This is a genomic window from Psychrobacter piscatorii (assembly GCF_904846415.1).
GTDB lineage: Bacteria > Pseudomonadota > Gammaproteobacteria > Pseudomonadales > Moraxellaceae > Psychrobacter > Psychrobacter piscatorii.
Window position 1 is genome coordinate 84668 of sequence record NZ_CAJHAR010000011.1, and the last position, 16906, is coordinate 101573.

Genomic DNA, 16906 nt, shown 5'->3' on the forward strand with positions numbered 1-16906 from the left:
TGGTCAATCGTGTTGATGGTAAAAGTGTTAAGAATAAAATTCAGATCTTATATAAGTAACTAGCTGTTTAACGAGATTTGGCAAAATTCAGCCATTTTTGCGTCATTTCATTGTGGTTCAGATTAAGGATGCGTTTCAATCCTTAGAATAAAAAATAACGCTGTGCCATCGGCAGTACATCAGCTGGCTCGCAGGTAAGTGTCTTACCATCGGCACGTACTTCATAGGTCTCAGGATTGATATCCATATCTGGACAGTAGCTATTAAAGCGCATATCACTTTTACGAATCTTGCGGATGCTATGTACTGGCTGAATCACTTTGGTCAATCCGAGCTGCTTATCTACTTGTTTGTCGATAGCGGCTTGCGACATAAAGGTGATACTGGTTTGGGCGACTGACTTTGGGTACGACGCAAACATAGGGCGATAATGTACAGGCTGAGGGGTAGGAATAGAGGCGTTGATATCGCCCATCGGCACCGCAGCGATAAGTCCGCCTTTGATGATGCACTCAGGCTTTACCCCAAAAAATTTAGGCGACCACAGCACCATATCTGCCCATTTCCCTACTTCGATGGAGCCGACCATATCGCTGATACCATGCGTGATCGCAGGATTGATCGTGTATTTTGCGATATAGCGTTTGATACGGAAGTTATCATTGTCCGCGCTTTGGTCATAGTCTGTCAGTGTAATGCGCTGCTCTTGGTGTTCTATGTCCGCTGTCGCATCTGGCGCGAGATGACCACGTTGCACTTTCATTTTGTGCGCGGTCTGCCATGTACGAATGACCACTTCACCCACGCGCCCCATCGCTTGTGAGTCACTACTCATCATCGAAATCGCACCCAAATCGTGTAGAATGTCTTCAGCCGCGATGGTTTCTTGACGAATACGGCTTTCAGCAAATGCTACGTCTTCTGCGATGGCAGGACTCAGGTGATGACAAACCATGAGCATATCGAGATGCTCATCAATGGTATTGACGGTGTATGGGCGCGTGGGGTTGGTTGAGGATGGCAGCACATGCGACTCGCCAATCGCCTTTAGAATATCAGGCGCATGACCACCGCCCGCGCCTTCCGTATGAAAGGTATGAATACAGCGGTTTTTAAATGCCCCTAGCGTACTCTCAAGATAGCCACTTTCATTTAGCGTATCGGTATGAATGGCCACTTGCACATCATAGTCGTCAGCGACGTTCAGACAATTATCGATGGCTTGCGGCGTGGTACCCCAATCTTCATGTAGCTTGAGTCCGATAGCGCCTGCTTCTATTTGCTCAGCAATGGGCGTGGGTACACTTACATTACCTTTACCTAAAAGCCCAATATTCATAGGAATGCTATCAGTCGACTTTAGCATTGAGGCAATATGATACGCCCCTGGTGTACAAGTAGTAGCGAGCGTTCCTTGAGCTGGCCCTGTACCGCCGCCTAGCATCGTGGTCACTCCCGACATCAGCGCTGTCTCACACTGCTGAGGCGCGATAAAGTGAATGTGACTATCGACGCCACCTGCTGTGAGGATTTTACCTTCACCGGCAATAATTTCGGTCGCGCCGCCAATAGGAATATCAATAGCAGGCTGGATATCGGGATTGCCCGCTTTGCCAATGGCACTGATACGACCATTTTTGATACCGATATCCGCTTTATAGATACCTGTATAGTCAACGACTAATGCATTGGTAATCACTGTATCGGCAACTTCTGCGCCCAGCAATTGTCCTTGACCCATGCCATCACGAATAACTTTACCACCGCCAAATTTGACTTCTTCACCTTTGATTTCAATAGGTTTACTGCTACTCTCATCACTTTGCGACGTATTCGCTTGGTCAACAGCAGTATCTTTATGACTGGTTAAATCCGCCTCGACTTGTAGCCAAAGCTCAGTATCGGCAAGACGGACTTTGTCACCTGTGGTCGGGCCAAAATGCTCAGCATAAATCTGCCGGCTTACTCGCTTCTGCGAAGTAGCGGTTAACTTTTTATCAGTAGTGCTCTCCGATATTTTGCCTGAATGAACTTCGCCCATGACGCGACCCGCGAAGCCGTATACTTCCTGCTTGCCAGCATAAGCCACCAATTCTACTTCTCGCGATTGGCCAGGCTCAAAACGTACAGCGGTCCCAGAGATAATATTGAGACGAAAACCCCGAGTCTGCTCTCTATCAAAACTCAGCGCATCATTGACCTCATAGAAATGATAATGCGAGCCAATTTGGATCGGTCTATCACCAGTATTGCTGACACTGATGGTCTGTACCTGTCGTCCTTGGTTTAAGATAATATCGCCATCTTGGATATGGTATTCGCCTGCTTGCATGGGAGCCGCCTTATTTTGGAGTAATCATTTCGGTGATAGACAGAACTATACGATGGGATTGTGTACCGTGACCAGTTTGGTGCCATCAGGGAAGGTCGCCTCGATTTGCACTTCATCGACCATTTCTGCGACCCCCTCCATGACATCATCCGCAGACAGATAAGTAGCCCCTTCACTCATTAATTCAGCCACTCTTTTGCCGTCTCTAGCCCCTTCCATCAATAGCATACTGATATAAGCAATGGCTTCAGGATAATTGAGCTTAACACCGCGATTTTTGCGACGCTCAGCCACCATACCAGCGGTAAATATCATGAGTTTGTCTTTTTCTGTTGGGGTCAGGTGCATGGAAAATCCTTATTTTATTTATTATAAAAGTGATAGCAGACCAGCAGGTTATGTGGCTTAGCTATGAAAAACCGTAAACTTAGGTGTCCCAAATACGCGGACGACAAGGCTCAAGCTGCCACCAATGATGCCGCAAGACTTCTCTTATCTGATAAAACGCCTCAAAACAGCCGCGCACATCTGCGCCGATATACCGAATATTAACGGCCTGACCGTTATGAGTACAATAGATAGGCAATTTGGCCTGAGCAATGGCTTGACGTAAGGCCAAGATGGTACTGTCTAAATAGCGAGTTAATGCCTGTTTGGTCGTGGCTAGTGCCGTCTCAGTCGATTGTGTGGTTTGAGAGGCAGACAATGCGCGATTGTCATGTACGTCGCTCAAACTTGGCACGGCCCAAAACGAGCCATAAATATGCTGATCTGCTAGTCCCAAATTTGATGAGAACCAGCGACTGCCGGCAGACTGATCTACACGTTCAGCAACGATGACTTTATCTTCTCGGCAAATGCGTAAGCCAGTATGATAACGCCCTTGCAAAAACTGCTCGTCATATGCTCGCCGCCCAAATACGCTAATCTCCCATGTCAGCAAGCTAGATGAATCCGCTAAATCAAAACGGCTCACTGCATGCATATTGGCTTCGTTATAGATAATACTCTCTTGTGGTAGCCACTCTAAGCGAGTATGGGGCGCAAGTGTGGCTTGCAGATGTTGGCTTGCATAGGCAGCTATCTCGTCTTGGCTCATACTTTGGTGAGTATCGTTGTCGCCCAACGAAGCTTTATGTTTTTGGCTGACACTGTCTTTACCATACCACTTGCCCGCCCCAGGTGTGGTGATCACAGCATGGCTGCCACTGTCTAAACGCAACTCTATCGTCAGCGTATCACCGCCTGCGATACCTGCTGGCGGATATAACATCAATACATGACAAATACCTTGTTGTACACTCGGCTCAGGATAAAGCGCGCGCTGTACCATAAGCGCGCCTGTGTGCTTACGATGATATAGCCGCGTCTTAGCGGTAGCCGCCGTACTTTTGGCAGTATCTGTGCGCTTAACAGTGTCAAAACTCAATGTTAAAGAAGAAGCCCAACTCATTTTATATACTCATTTGCTCATTTCGCTCATTAGATACGATCTGACAATCTAGTTCCTGACCAAAAAGTCAGTTAATCTCACTGTCCATACAATCATTATGCCAACTCATATGCGTACACTTTTACATACAGTCCACCATTACACCCAACATACTGATTTTAATTTGGTTTTGACTACTCATTTTTGCTTACTAAAACGATAAAGCTGGTTTAGATATTTTTTAATCAGCCTTTTACCACTGGTACTTGAGAAGTAAGTGGTTATTTGCACCAAAATATGGCATTTTTTAATAATGTGCACCATTTTTTAGCATTTAAACTTGGGCAGTCAACGCAACAATTTATGCTACTCTTTCTATTTATAAGTAAATGCGTTCAATGATTGATTTGATAGTGAACCATTTGCACAATTGAACAGCAAGATAGGTAGATGAACGGTAAGATAGGTAGATTATCAGGCGGGTAATCAGGTATTCTATGGTAAAAAGCGCGGTGAGACAGCGCCCCATGATATCTATAACAAGGTAAACTTCTGTAGTATGCAGCTGATTTGCGGATATTTGGGTCAGAATTTATCTTTTGTATTGCTTTTAGATTTGTAAAAAGCTCAAACAAATAGGATGCTCACTTTTTCACCTATTTTATGCACAAACGGGTCTTATAGGCTTGAATAGTGAGCATAGCCCCCCTATAAACTACCCATTAGCTCAAAACCTACTAGACAATAAAATCATTCGAATTTATTTTATACCTTTATCGATAGGACTTTTCTATGACAGATTATGATCGCATCACTGCTAACCCACATTTTGATATGCTGATGAGTGCGCACAAAGAAGTACAAACCACACAAGCGGCACTAGTACCAATGGTTGTTGAGCAGTCTTCACGCGGTGAACGCTCGTTTGATATTTTTTCACGCCTATTGCGTGAGCGCGTTATCTTTTTGACAGGTCAAGTCGAAGACCATATGGCCAACTTGATCGTCGCGCAGTTGCTATTTTTAGAAGCTGAAAACCCAGACAAAGACATTCATTTGTATATCAACTCACCAGGTGGTTCAGTAAGCGCAGGTTTGGCGATTTTTGACACGATGAACTTCATCAAACCAGAAGTATCAACAATCTGTATGGGCGGTGCTTATAGCATGGGCTCATTCTTATTGGCCGCTGGTCAAAAAGGCAAGCGCTACTCACTCGCCAATGCTCGCGTGATGATTCACCAGCCATCAGGCGGTGCGCAAGGTCAAGCGACGGACATCGAGATCAATGCCCGTGAAATTCTAAAAACACGTGCTCGTCTAAACCAAATTTTAGCTGAGCGTACTGGTCAGCCAGTAGAAAAAATCGAAAAAGACGTTGAGCGTGATTTTTGGTTAGATGCCAAAGAAGCCAAAGAATACGGTTTGGTTGACGAAGTATTAGAACGCCGCCCTGATTCTTTATAATCTAAGCACAAGCGCTATACCTCTCAATTGAGAGTGTCATCATAAGAATAGTTATAGTCTATTTGCAGTATAGCAAAGCACTCTATTTATCGTAGCTGACTTATCGAATAATAAAAGAGATAAGCAGTCAATCGATAAAATGATCGACATGCCGCAAATAGACTAACCAGTTTTAAACTTTAGGAGCGCCTTTTATGGCAGAAGATAATACCCCGCATTGCTCGTTTTGCGGTAAAGCCAAAAGCGATGTCCAGCAGCTGATCGCCGCTGACGATGCCAACATCTGTAATGAATGTATCGAGCTATGTACTGATCTGATCGCAGATAGCGCAGAGTACAGTGATGACGACAGCGAAATAGATACTTCTTGGGTCAATAAAAAACTCCCAACCCCAAAAGAGCTACGTGCCAAGCTTGACGAATATGTGATTGGTCAGGACGCTGCCAAAAAAGCCTTGTCTGTTGCTGTCTATAATCATTATAAACGTCTAAAAGTTAGCCAAACACTCGCTAATGACAGCAAAAAATCTAAAATCGGCGCTGATGATGCGATGGTAGAATTGGCCAAAAGTAATATCTTGCTCATTGGCCCGACTGGTTCTGGTAAGACATTGCTAGCGCAAACGTTGGCTCGCCTACTTGACGTGCCGTTTGCGATGGCTGATGCCACCACCTTAACCGAAGCAGGTTATGTCGGTGAAGACGTTGAAAACATCGTACAAAAGCTACTACAAGCGTCTGATTATGATGTGGCCAAAGCTGAACAAGGGATCATCTATATTGATGAGATCGACAAAATCAGTAAAAAGGGCGACAACCCATCGATTACCCGTGATGTATCAGGTGAAGGCGTGCAGCAAGCGTTGCTAAAGCTGATCGAAGGCACCGTTGCTGCCATTCCACCGCACGGCGGTCGTAAGCACCCGCAGCAAGAGCTGATCCAAGTTGATACCAGCAACATCCTAATCATCGTTGGTGGTGCGTTTGCTGGACTGGATAAAGTCATTCAGCAACGTACCGAAAAAGGCGGTATCGGTTTTAACGCGGATGTCAGCTCAAAAGACGATAGCCGTCGTAGCTCAGACTTGCTACAAGAAGTTGAGCCAGAAGATTTGATCAAATTTGGTTTGATTCCTGAGCTGATCGGTCGTCTACCTGTGCTTGCGGCGCTAAAAGAGCTTGATGAAGAGGCATTGGTACAAATCCTCACCGAACCGAAGAACGCACTGGTCAAACAGTACAAGTATTTGTTCGATATGGAAGGTGCTGAGATTAGCTTTACGCAAGAAGCACTTGATGCCATTGCCAAAAAAGCCATGGAGCGTAAAACTGGCGCGCGCGGTCTACGTTCTATCGTAGAAAACGCTTTGCTTGAGACCATGTACGAGCTGCCTTCTATGGAAAATGCCAAGACCGTGATGGTTGATGCAGAAGTTATCAACGAAGGCAAAATTCCTAAAATCGCTTGATTTATAGTGAGACTTAGATGACTCGTTATTAGTAATGAGTTATTCAAAAAAGCGTCTGGCCTTATACGCCATGGCGCTTTTTTTATGTCTGTTAATTACCTAAATTATTTATCAAAAATCCGATTAATTTTTATATTTCAATAACACTTAACAGCATAGTGCTTTAGAGACAATTGATGCTCCTTATCACAAAATGACAGCAGCGTTTATCAATCGCAAGCAGACCTCATCACTAATCATGCTAATGTAGATAGTCTGTTTCAACCTTTATTCTACTGCTGTATTCCAACGTCTATGGCACCTATGAATACCCACTCTTAATAATACAAAGGATTGTTTATTATGCTTACCAATATAACCACGATGGTGTCCTCATTACGTCAGCACCTACCCTTTTATACACCCAGCGATCAAGACAATGATATTATACCTTATTATCAGAACCATGTCGCCGCTATCACTGGTGCAGGTTCTGGAATGGGACGCGAGCTTGCGCTTCATTTGGCAAAAATGGGCTGTCATGTTGCACTGTCTGACATCAACCCTGAACAACTAGCCCAAACCAAAGATTTACTGGTCGGTTATGAGGTTAAGGTCACCTTGACTGTACTTGATGTGTCAGACAATCAAGCCATGCAAGCGTGGGCGGATAGCGTGATGAGCGATCATGGCAAAGTCAATTTCATCTTTAACAATGCAGGCGTGGCGTTCTCATCGACGATAGAGGGCGCTAGTATTGAAGAGCTTGAATGGGTAATGGATATCAATTTTTGGGGCGTGGTTTATGGCACCAAAGCGTTTTTGCCGTTGATCAAAAATAGCGTCAAACAAAGCGAAGTGACGAGTGATAATCAACACGATCAACCCCGCCAGTTTAAAGAACAGGGCCATATTATCAATATATCCAGCCTGTTTGGTTTGACCGCTCAGCCTTCTTACTCTGCTTATAATGCCAGTAAGTTTGCGGTACGCGGCTTCACAGAGAGCTTGCGTCAAGAGCTTAACATTCAGAAATGCGGTGTATCAGCGACCTGTATCCATCCAGGCGGCATCAAAACCAATATTGCCAATAGCGCACGTGGCAATAATAGTACCAGTACAGTCGGTATGCCTACTGGTGATAAAGCCATTAGAAGCTTCAATAAACTGTTGAAATTTGATGCCAGCGAAGCGGCTTGGATTATTCTACATGCCGCTGCGACCAATCAGCAGCGTTGCTTAATTGGGAATGATGCCAAAATGGTTGATGCCATTCAGCGGGTATTCCCATCACATTATAGTGAGGTGATAAACGACATCACTCAGTTATCGCGCAAACTAAAACCACGCCGTCATAAAAAATCAAAGCCAGCTACATAATGGATCATTATCATAAATATTTTGTAGTATCAGCCAGAACAGATAATTCATGTAAAAAAGCCCAGCTATGAGCGTAGCTGGGCTTTTTTAACAAACAATATTTATAAGGCCATTGATAGTGCTTTTAAAATTGACATCGAATTATCAAGGTAGCTTCATATCACCAGCAACTAGCCAGCCCATGCGGCGCATGATGTAAGCAACTAAACCTGCAATCACTGCAGGTAATACAAACATGAGAAGGATAATCGCTGTCCATAATTGAGTCGTACTCATGATTTCTTGTGATGCTTCAATAACGCCAAACACACCCACCAAACCAGCGGTACCCATACCAGCCCCTGTCGCTGTACAAGCCAGCCCAAATCCAACGGTTGCGATAGGGCCAACGATCGCGCTCGCAATAACAGCAGGTAGTAGAACGATAGGTTTTTTGAGTACGTTAGGGATTTGCAGCATGCTGGTTCCCAGTCCCTGAGATATCACGCCACTGAATCCATTATCCTTAAAACTGGCCACGGCAAAACCAATCATATGCGCCGCACAGCCAACGACTGCGGCACCGCCTGCCAAACCACCAAGGCCAATCGCAATACAAATAGCAGCGCTCGATGTTGGTAGCGTCAATAAGATACCAACGACGACTGCAATCACGATACCCATCAGCAATGGCTGTAGCTCAGTTGCCGCGTGAATCCCTTGCCCAATCGCATTAACTGCCGCAACAACAGGTGGATTGAGTAGCGCACAGACCAATAGCGCGATACCACACACTGCTAAGGGCACTAATAAAATATCGAGCTTAGTCTTGCCTGCGATCCACGTACCAGCGCGATAAGCGAATACAGACGTCAGATAAGCACCAATTGGATTGCCAGGTAATGCCACAAAAGTCGCAGGGCCACCCACTTGCGGCGTAAATAACGTCCCTGCCATCAATGCTTCAGAATGCGCACCCAACATACCTGCTACAAGGCAGCTAAGCATCACGAGTGTTGGCGCTTTTAAATAATAAGCGATACCCACCCCGATGCCTGCTCCCATTAATATTGAAGCAAGCTTACCGACCGCGACCAATGCTGGCAAATCTAACCAGCCACCGATTTGCGAGATAATCAAGCCAGCAATGAGTGTGACAAATAGCCCTAAAGCCATACCAGTAAAAGCATCGATAAAGTATTTTTGAAAGAATGCTTTGATAACGCCTGCTTGCGGTGTTACTGAGTTAGATACGGTCATAGCCATACTCTTAATGGATGTTTTGATAGGATAAAACAATTAGAAAGCATTTGATAAAATCAAGAGATAAAAAAAGCGTCATGACGACGCTTTTTCAATAAATACAATTACTGTAAATAACTTAACTTAGCGACGCTGTTCAACGATAATAGAGTCAATACCGTTATTTTGTAGGCGCTGCTGTGCTGTTGTCACTGCCTGACGGTTATTTAACGGACGCGAGATTACCTGATAGATAGGTAGGCCATTGCCTGTCGTGTTTTTGACTACTCTGGCATCAACACCCGCCATCAATACTTGGGCTCGGCGACGATCTGCTTCATCTGCATCACTAAAGCTATTGATCTGCAAAATATAGGTCGCAGCAGGTTTGGCAGCTTGAATACTTGCCGTACCTGCTCCCGCATTGTTGCTACGGGTCGTAGAATTACTGGTATTAGCAGGTGGCGTGCCATCATAGGTAGCATCCTCTTCAACAACAACGATATCGTCGCCCGCAGCAGTATTACTACCGCCACTGGTCTCGCCTGTAGGATTTTCCGCATCACCAAAGCTACCAGCATTATCTATACCATTAGCTGCCGTACCATCCGGCTGGGTCACGACGACATCCGGCTCAAACGCGCCAATATCTCCTATCTGATCGTTATCAATCTCAGCGATATCTTCATCAGGGATGGTTGCCATCTCTTGATTGGGCAAAATATCGTAGAATTCATAATCGCCATTATCAGTATCAGTATCTACGCGCGGCTGCACCTGCCGATCAGGATCGTTCTCGGCGCTACCATCAGCGGGACTAAAGTTAAATAATGGTGAAAGGTAGATAAACACCCCGATCATAAGGGTCAATACGGCCCCAACAAACATCCACAATAAGCCCGATACGCTACTTGATTTGCGCTTTTCTGTTGCGCCTTTCGGTTTTTTGGCTAGCATGGATCTCGTTCTCCCTACTGAATTTAACAGTCATCATCGAATTAATGCTATTGGCTGTCTATACTCATTCTACAGATGAGAAAATGACTACATAGCAGAAGGTGCAGACAAGCCAAGCAGACCAAGGCCGTTCGCCAATACCTGTCTAACTGCTTTGGACAAACGCAAACGTGCTTGCATCAATGCCATTTCATCTGAGCTTGGTGTTTCACCTGACGTGAGACTCACCGGCAAAATGCGATTGGTGTCATACCAGCCGTGGAATAAAGCCGCAAGCTCTTTTAAGTAGTTAGTCAAAACATGTGGCTCGTAGCCCGTCGCTGCACGTAATAGTGTCGCTGGATAACCTGCTAATAGTTTAATCAACTCGTCTTCATTGGGCGCATCTAGTAAGTCTTGATGTGTCAAACCAACAGCATGATCTACTGCTAAATCGTAAGTTGCCAGTTTTTCTAACACGCGGCAAACGCGCGCATGAGCATACTGAATATAATACACTTGATTGTCTTTGCTTTGTGATTTGGCAAGCTCTAAATCAAAGTCAATGTGCACTTCCGGCTTACGCGCGACATAGTAAAAACGCGCCGCATCATTACCGACTTCTGCACGCAAATCACGCAAGGTAACGAACTGACCTGAGCGTGAAGACATCTGTACTTTTTCACTGCCGCGCCACAACGCCACAAACTGCACTAATACGACATCAAGACGTTCTGCATCGATTCCCAACGCGAGCAGCGCCGCTTTTACGCGTGGGACATAACCATGATGGTCGGCGCCCCAAACGTTAATCACTTTATCAAAACCGCGATCAAACTTGTTTTTATGATAAGCAATATCCGAGGCAAAATACGTCGACTGACCATTGGCACGGCGTACCACGCGGTCTTTTTCATCCCCAAAATCGGTCGATTTGAACCAGATATTACCGTCTTTTTCGTACAAGTAACCTTTGGCATCGAGTATTTGTAGGACAGGCTCAATCTCGCTATCAATCGATCTTTCGCTGAACCAGCACTCGTAGCTCACACCAAAGTCATTTAGGTCGTCTTTGATATCGGCCAAAATACTGCTCAATGCCGCATTCAAAAATAGCGCATAGCTGTCACCAAGCAACGCTTTGCTATTCGCAATCAAGCCATCAATATGCGCTTCTTTATCACCTGAAACTAAGGTTTTTTCACCGTCAGTATTGATCTCAAACTGAGCATCTTCTGGCACATCTTTGGCAACTTGTGCAAACTCGTGTACGTAGCTATCGCCATGTTGCGTTTTTAATGTCTGCGCGATATCACTGACATAATCGCCTTGGTAGCCATTGACTGGGAACGTGATTTGCTCACCATTTAGCTCTAAATAACGCAAATAGGTACTGGTTGCTAAGATGTCCATTTGGCGACCCGCATCATTGACATAATACTCGCGAGTGACGTCGTAACCGATGGCTTCTAGCAAGTTTGATACGCTCATACCAAACGCCGCACCGCGTCCGTGACCGACATGCAGACTTGAGGTCGGATTGGCAGAGACAAACTCGACTTGTACCTTTTGCCCATCAAACTGATTACTCAGACCAAAACGATCTTGTAAGGTAAAGATATCGTCTAATACCGAAAACTTAGCTTCCGAGTTTAAAAATACGTTAATAAACCCAGGACCTGCGATTTCTACTTGGCGGATATCTTGATTCTCAGGCAGCGCGCTGACGATTTTTTCAGCGAGTTGACGCGGATTGGCTTTGGCCGCTTTGGCAGCCGTCAGTGCGATATTGCTGGCAAAATCACCGTGGCTTAAATCTTTAGTACGCGTGATTTGACTGTTATTCTGCCAGTCGCTTGGTAGCGTACCATTTGCTTGTAGGGTTTGAATCGCATCATTGAATAGGGATGCAAGCGTATCAATTTGGGCTTGTGACATAGGAATTTGAACTCAATTAAATAAACAACAAAAACGGTGCGAATGCGAGCAGTCGATAACTGCTTATTATAATGTCGACCGACATTGCAGGGATAAAATAATGCAAAAAGATAAGTAATCTGTAAATATAACAATCTTTGCGCTTTATTGCACCATTTGCGCCAAAATTAGCACTAAAATCTTACCGTTATGACAACTAATATTGATAATTGGGATTAATATAAATTTTGTTCGCTTGTTTGCTGATGCTTAGTAAAATAAATCTGGTATTGATAAGCGAAGGACTTTGTCAATTGTAGCGTTCCTGTTGCCCGATACTGAGCAGTCGTTTATACGCAACTGCTTACACGTTATAATGGTGGTTTATATTGCGCTTTTATGACGCTTTTACGCCATAGAAGACGCGTTATTACCCTATAGGATTACGCTATGTTTGCTATTGCTGCCAGTACAGTCACCAGTTGGGGCTTGTACGTCTTACTGCCGATATTCATCGCTTTCTTATTCTTTATCATGTGGGATATCTCTAAAAAGTCTGATGCTGGGCGCGCGGGTACCTTTTGGATCTTTTTGGCCCTTGGTGCAGGTTCTGTTGGCTTCATCCTTAAAATAGTCATGGAAGTCGCTTTCAAAAAATGGCTGATATAATCAGTCATTTTTCGTCATTAAATCCAAAATATTTCTTATTGAGCCTTACCGTTACTGTCTATGACTTTACTCACATAGGTGGGTAAATCCCATGCCCCACCAGCAAAACCGCGACACAATCCTGTGCTCGCCTCTGCGCTCTTAACGAATGCTTTACCATTCCACGTCCATGTCGCACTATTCCAGCAATCACCGATGCCGCGGTCTTTGTTAGCGGCGCGGATATCACCTGCATCATACTCATTACCTGCTGTCGTGATGAGCATAGGATTGCTAGACTTGTCGTTATTAATGAGCCAATAACCCGTGCTTGAGTTGTAAGGGCCTGACCAGCAGAGATGCGTGGCTAACGTATGCGCCTCGTCTACTGCTATAAAGTCCCAGCCAAGCATAGTAGAACCATACTCTGACATCCGTTGATACTCTTCGGTTTTTGGATTGACCAGCTCACAGTCGCCCATTGTATTTCCAGATCCGATGAGCTGCTTGGAGTCAATATCGACCCATTTATTTATATTTTGCTGAAAGTATTTAAGTTTTGATGGGGTGAGCGTCTTTTTATCTTTTGCCGAATACGCAAATGCTTTATTGATGGTGGGAATTGGCAATGCCGCTTTTGGCGTTTGTTGATTGCGCTGGTTTTTGCTGATCAATGCTATCGACGTCCCTACTCGGCCCTGCACATCATCGAGCTTGAGCAATACCGATGATATCCCTTTGTCGCTGATACGCCAGCGATTACTACCCGCTCTGACTTCTATCTTGTTCGCGATACGAGCCTTATCGATAATTGCTTGTGTTTGCTTAGCAGATAGATCATATAATGCCGCGTCATTTCCAGCGAGCTGCAATGTCCCATAGTTTCTATTATTTAGCCACAGCTCAGCCTTATCTTTGGACGCTTTTGATGCCAGCTGAATTTGCGCCTCTGGCAGCGCTATTTTTGGCGATACGGTGAATAGCACTGAAGCAGGCTTATCTATTGAGGCGTCACTTGAGTAGCCAGCCACTCTACACGTCCGCGTATTATCACAAACCACTTGCCAGTCGTCTTGTACAAAGCCCCAGCCTTCAGACGGTGTGCCGTATCCTGCCATAGCAGGTAGCGAGAGCGAACCGATCGTAGCCATCATTAAAGCAGCTGACATTTTCATTATTACTTCCTTGTATTGTTATTCTAGTCAACGCTATTTTTTTGCAATCAAGGTTGCACGCATGGGTGCAGGATAGCCTTCAATAGTCTTTGTGGCATCATTAGGATCTAAGAAATCTGCTAGCGAATGATAGGTCATCCATTCGGTTTTTCGTTGTTCCTCAGTCGAGGTGACTGCCACATCCACGCAGCGTACGTCTGAGAATCCTGCTTTCTCTAACCAACCAGTTAATGCCGCTACCGATGGTAAGAAATACACGTTATTCATCTGCGCGTAGCGGTCATATGGTACCAAGACTGTGTTGGCATCACCTTCGATAACTAACGTCTCAAGCACCAGCTCGCCGCCTTTGATAAGTTGGCCTTTAAGCTGCTGCAAATGCTCGAATGGTGACTGACGATGATACAGCACGCCCATGCTAAATACGGTGTCGAACAACTGACTGTGCTCAGGCAATGCCTCAAGTGGCACAGGAATATAATGCGTACGATAGCGGCCCGTCTCATGAGCATCCGCGCTACCGATAAAATGACGAATCGCCATAAACTGATGGTAAAACAAGCATGATGGATCAATGATAATGACGGTACCTGCTCCCGCGCCAGCCATGCGCCAACCATGATAGCCAGAGCCGCCGCCGACATCCAATACGCGGCGACCGTCAAGCCTACTCAAATGCGGCGCAACACGTTGCCATTTCCAATCACTATGCCACTCAGTATCAATTTTAATACCTGACTCATCATCGCCGATTTGACCGCCAATCTGAAATGGCCCTTTGCGCCACGGCATCAGCTGCTTTAATAACGCTGTCGTTTGTTTGTATTGAGACTGATTCAGACTGGCATCAATCGTCAATGTATCACTATTGAGATCAACGTGATTGACCGTCAAATGTGGTAAACGCGCTACTGACGCTTGGTAAGCCGGGGCATGCGCGTAGTTGGCTTTGTCTTTGATATCATTTAACCATGTTGGCAGCCGCGTCAGCCATTCGTAAGCGCTTGGATACTGCTGTGCCAGTTCTAATAGGGTTAAATATAGTTCGCGTTCGGCGTGCGTGATTGTGTTGTTGAGCATAAAAAAAGGTTACCGTGTAAATCAAAAAAGGGTTAGACCAAAAGTAAGCGTTATTTAAACGCCACAATAGAGACAAAGTTCAAAAACTGAAACCACGTTAGATGACGCTTAAAGCCAACTTGATCTAGCCGTGCATGATGCTCATCTAAAGTATCCGTAATCAGCACATTTTCTAGCGCATTACGTTTGCCACTAATTTCCATCTCGGTATAGCCATTGGCACGTTTAAAATCATAATAACGCTCAACCAACCACGCATCGTATTGCTCATCAAATGCATGAGTTTTTTCCGTTAATACCAGTATGCCACCTTCACTCAACGCCGCATATATCTTCTCTAATACTGCGACTCTATCGGCTGCTGGCAAAAACTGTAACGTTAAATTTAAAATTACCATATCGCAGGGCTCAAGCTCAACGTCGCGAATATCTGCCGTAATGACTTCTATATTGTGATCAGGATAATTGTCACTTAATAACGTTGTGGCTTCGGTCGTCATCGCAGGGGAGATATCAATCGCTTTAATCTGCAAATCCTGCGGGTCGAACTCGCCCGCCAGCGTCATACTTGCGGCACCAAGCGAGCAGCCCAAGTCATAAATACGGCTGACACGCTGACCACTACCCTTTTTCTGACGATACTTGCAGTGACGACGGGCAAATAGTGGCAGCATAGCCAATACCTGACCGTAGCCGGGGACGCTACGACGAATCATATCGGGAAAACAAGCCACCACTTGCTCATCAAAAGAAAAACGCGCCGCTTTATCTAATGGCGTGGTAAATGGTTTGTCAAAAAGGGTATCATGCTTGATGATTGCAGGATTGGGCTGGTTCATGGGGCGACTCGTATTCTGTGATGATAGAACGTAAATAAGATATTATTTGGCAAATTTTCTTGATATATACATCGATAGCAAATCAACGTAGCAAAAGCCCATTATAACATTACTGTTTGTTACTTATCGCGACCAGATGCCCTGCTAAGCTAAATGGCATTGCTAAATAGATAATATTTAAACAAAACACGATGATTTTATATTTATAAAAATAGGAAAAAATTATGCAAACAATCGTATTAGGTGGCGGCTGCTTTTGGTGCACCGAATCCGTCTTTTTATCTGTAAAAGGCGTACAATCCGTTGTCTCAGGCTATATGGGTGGCGATGAAGTATCGGCTAACTATCAGGCAGTATGCAGCGGCACAACTGGTCACGTCGAAGTCATCAAAGTCGAATTTGATGAGACGACTGTTCCACTAGAAGTCATCCTCGACGTCTTCTTTGCCACGCATGATCCCACCACGATGGATCGTCAAGGCAATGACGTTGGTAGTCAGTATCGCAGCGTGGTCTTTTATACTGAAGAAGATCAGAAGCCAACGGTCGACCGTACCATCAATAAACTGCGTGATATGGGCGTTAACGTCGTCACAGAAGTACATCCTGCCGTTGAGTTTTATCAAGCAGAAGACGCGCATCAAGATTTCTTTAATAGAAACCCAGGACAGGCTTATTGCAACTTTGCGATACCACCAAAACTCGCTAAATTGCGCAAAGAGTTTAGCAAGTATATGGTAAGCTAACTGATAGATTAAATAATGTATGATTCACTTAAAGTACATTTAACGTGATGGTCGATGCCAGCCGAATACCTAAGCCAAACACTTATCATATAGGTGTTTGGCTTTTTATTATTCGTCATTTTGGTATCCCTTATCAACATTTATAATAAATACCTTCATATAGTCAGTTCAAAACAAAAATGTTATAGCTAGGACAAACATCATAAAATAATTTGGATAAGTCATTTTCCATCCACCCTTGGCGTAGAAACTTTACTTGTGCCCATTTTTTCTCAATAGGGTTCA

At 44.7% G+C, this 16906-nt stretch carries 14 protein-coding genes; 5 read left to right on the forward strand and 9 right to left on the reverse strand.

All coding sequences use genetic code 11. The features are described 5' to 3' along the window. Positions 1-142 precede the first annotated feature (142 nt). From ureC to JMX83_RS07035, 3 genes are all read right to left on the reverse strand, one after another. The gene (gene ureC, locus JMX83_RS07025; protein WP_201600004.1) at positions 143-2332 is read right to left on the reverse strand and encodes an urease subunit alpha; all 2190 of its coding nucleotides are present in this window, start codon (positions 2330-2332) and stop codon (positions 143-145) included. 45 nt (positions 2333-2377) lie between these two features. Further along, positions 2378-2680, reverse strand: a complete 303-nt coding sequence (gene ureA / locus JMX83_RS07030) for an urease subunit gamma (protein ID WP_201600007.1) — start codon at positions 2678-2680, stop codon at positions 2378-2380. A 79-nt stretch (positions 2681-2759) separates the two neighbouring features. After that, a complete protein-coding gene (locus tag JMX83_RS07035; protein WP_201600010.1) occupies positions 2760-3785 on the reverse strand; it encodes an urease accessory protein UreD in 1026 nt (341 codons plus the stop codon). 819 nt (positions 3786-4604) lie between these two features. Here JMX83_RS07035 and clpP point away from each other — a divergent pair. The 3 genes from clpP to JMX83_RS07050 all read left to right on the forward strand — a co-directional run bounded on the left by clpP (position 4605) and on the right by JMX83_RS07050 (position 8059). Continuing rightward, entirely contained in the window at positions 4605-5231 is a 627-nt protein-coding gene (clpP, locus tag JMX83_RS07040) for an ATP-dependent Clp endopeptidase proteolytic subunit ClpP (protein WP_227675773.1), read from the forward strand. A gap of 194 nt (positions 5232-5425) precedes the next feature. Beyond that, a complete protein-coding gene (gene clpX / locus JMX83_RS07045; RefSeq protein WP_201600013.1) occupies positions 5426-6700 on the forward strand; it encodes an ATP-dependent protease ATP-binding subunit ClpX in 1275 nt (424 codons plus the stop codon). 426 nt (positions 6701-7126) lie between these two features. After that, on the forward strand, positions 7127-8059 hold the full coding sequence (locus tag JMX83_RS07050; RefSeq protein WP_227675774.1) for an SDR family NAD(P)-dependent oxidoreductase: 933 nt from the start codon (positions 7127-7129) through the stop codon (positions 8057-8059). A gap of 144 nt (positions 8060-8203) precedes the next feature. On the opposite strand, the gene JMX83_RS07055 is transcribed toward JMX83_RS07050, so the two are convergent. From JMX83_RS07055 to argS, 3 genes are all read right to left on the reverse strand, one after another. Continuing rightward, positions 8204-9298, reverse strand: coding sequence for a PTS transporter subunit IIC (locus tag JMX83_RS07055; protein ID WP_227675771.1), 1095 nt, complete (start codon positions 9296-9298; stop codon positions 8204-8206). Between the two features lie 126 nt (positions 9299-9424). Next, on the reverse strand, positions 9425-10237 hold the full coding sequence (locus JMX83_RS07060; RefSeq protein ID WP_201600019.1) for an SPOR domain-containing protein: 813 nt from the start codon (positions 10235-10237) through the stop codon (positions 9425-9427). 87 nt (positions 10238-10324) lie between these two features. Further along, a complete protein-coding gene (argS, locus tag JMX83_RS07065) occupies positions 10325-12154 on the reverse strand; it encodes an arginine--tRNA ligase (RefSeq protein WP_201600022.1) in 1830 nt (609 codons plus the stop codon). Positions 12155-12583: 429 nt separating this feature from the next. On the opposite strand from argS, the gene JMX83_RS07070 reads away from it, so the two are divergent. Then, positions 12584-12802: a DUF2788 domain-containing protein gene (locus JMX83_RS07070; RefSeq protein ID WP_057761830.1), complete on the forward strand. Its 219-nt coding sequence runs from the start codon at positions 12584-12586 to the stop codon at positions 12800-12802. 35 nt (positions 12803-12837) lie between these two features. Here JMX83_RS07070 and JMX83_RS07075 read toward each other — a convergent pair whose 3' ends face one another. From JMX83_RS07075 to cmoA, 3 genes are read right to left on the reverse strand one after another with little or no spacing between them, the layout of a single operon-like run. Continuing rightward, positions 12838-13956 carry a DUF1176 domain-containing protein gene (locus JMX83_RS07075; RefSeq protein WP_201600024.1) on the reverse strand — a complete coding sequence of 373 codons (1119 nt, stop codon included), beginning with the start codon at positions 13954-13956 and terminating at the stop codon, positions 12838-12840. Between the two features lie 33 nt (positions 13957-13989). Continuing rightward, positions 13990-15036 (reverse strand): tRNA 5-methoxyuridine(34)/uridine 5-oxyacetic acid(34) synthase CmoB, encoded by a 1047-nt coding sequence (cmoB, locus tag JMX83_RS07080; protein WP_201600027.1) that lies wholly within the window; start codon positions 15034-15036, stop codon positions 13990-13992. 50 nt (positions 15037-15086) lie between these two features. After that, on the reverse strand, positions 15087-15875 hold the full coding sequence (cmoA, locus tag JMX83_RS07085; RefSeq protein WP_201600029.1) for a carboxy-S-adenosyl-L-methionine synthase CmoA: 789 nt from the start codon (positions 15873-15875) through the stop codon (positions 15087-15089). A 224-nt stretch (positions 15876-16099) separates the two neighbouring features. On the opposite strand from cmoA, the gene msrA reads away from it, so the two are divergent. Then, the gene (gene msrA / locus JMX83_RS07090; RefSeq protein WP_201600031.1) at positions 16100-16621 is read left to right on the forward strand and encodes a peptide-methionine (S)-S-oxide reductase MsrA; all 522 of its coding nucleotides are present in this window, start codon (positions 16100-16102) and stop codon (positions 16619-16621) included. The last annotated feature ends 285 nt before the right edge of the window (positions 16622-16906 follow it).

Bases quoted from the DNA above. Each gene is read 5' to 3' on its own strand.
- ureC (WP_201600004.1), bottom strand. From the start codon at position 2,332: ATGCAAGCAGGCGAATACCATATCCAAGATGGCGATATTATCTTAAAC.
- ureA (WP_201600007.1), bottom strand. From the start codon at position 2,680: ATGCACCTGACCCCAACAGAAAAAGACAAACTCATGATATTTACCGCT.
- JMX83_RS07035 (WP_201600010.1), bottom strand. From the start codon at position 3,785: ATGAGTTGGGCTTCTTCTTTAACATTGAGTTTTGACACTGTTAAGCGC.
- clpP (WP_227675773.1), top strand. From the start codon at position 4,605: ATGAGTGCGCACAAAGAAGTACAAACCACACAAGCGGCACTAGTACCA.
- clpX (WP_201600013.1), top strand. From the start codon at position 5,426: ATGGCAGAAGATAATACCCCGCATTGCTCGTTTTGCGGTAAAGCCAAA.
- JMX83_RS07055 (WP_227675771.1), bottom strand. From the start codon at position 9,298: ATGACCGTATCTAACTCAGTAACACCGCAAGCAGGCGTTATCAAAGCA.
- JMX83_RS07060 (WP_201600019.1), bottom strand. From the start codon at position 10,237: ATGCTAGCCAAAAAACCGAAAGGCGCAACAGAAAAGCGCAAATCAAGT.
- argS (WP_201600022.1), bottom strand. From the start codon at position 12,154: ATGTCACAAGCCCAAATTGATACGCTTGCATCCCTATTCAATGATGCG.
- JMX83_RS07070 (WP_057761830.1), top strand. From the start codon at position 12,584: ATGTTTGCTATTGCTGCCAGTACAGTCACCAGTTGGGGCTTGTACGTC.
- JMX83_RS07075 (WP_201600024.1), bottom strand. From the start codon at position 13,956: ATGAAAATGTCAGCTGCTTTAATGATGGCTACGATCGGTTCGCTCTCG.
- cmoB (WP_201600027.1), bottom strand. From the start codon at position 15,036: ATGCTCAACAACACAATCACGCACGCCGAACGCGAACTATATTTAACC.
- cmoA (WP_201600029.1), bottom strand. From the start codon at position 15,875: ATGAACCAGCCCAATCCTGCAATCATCAAGCATGATACCCTTTTTGAC.
- msrA (WP_201600031.1), top strand. From the start codon at position 16,100: ATGCAAACAATCGTATTAGGTGGCGGCTGCTTTTGGTGCACCGAATCC.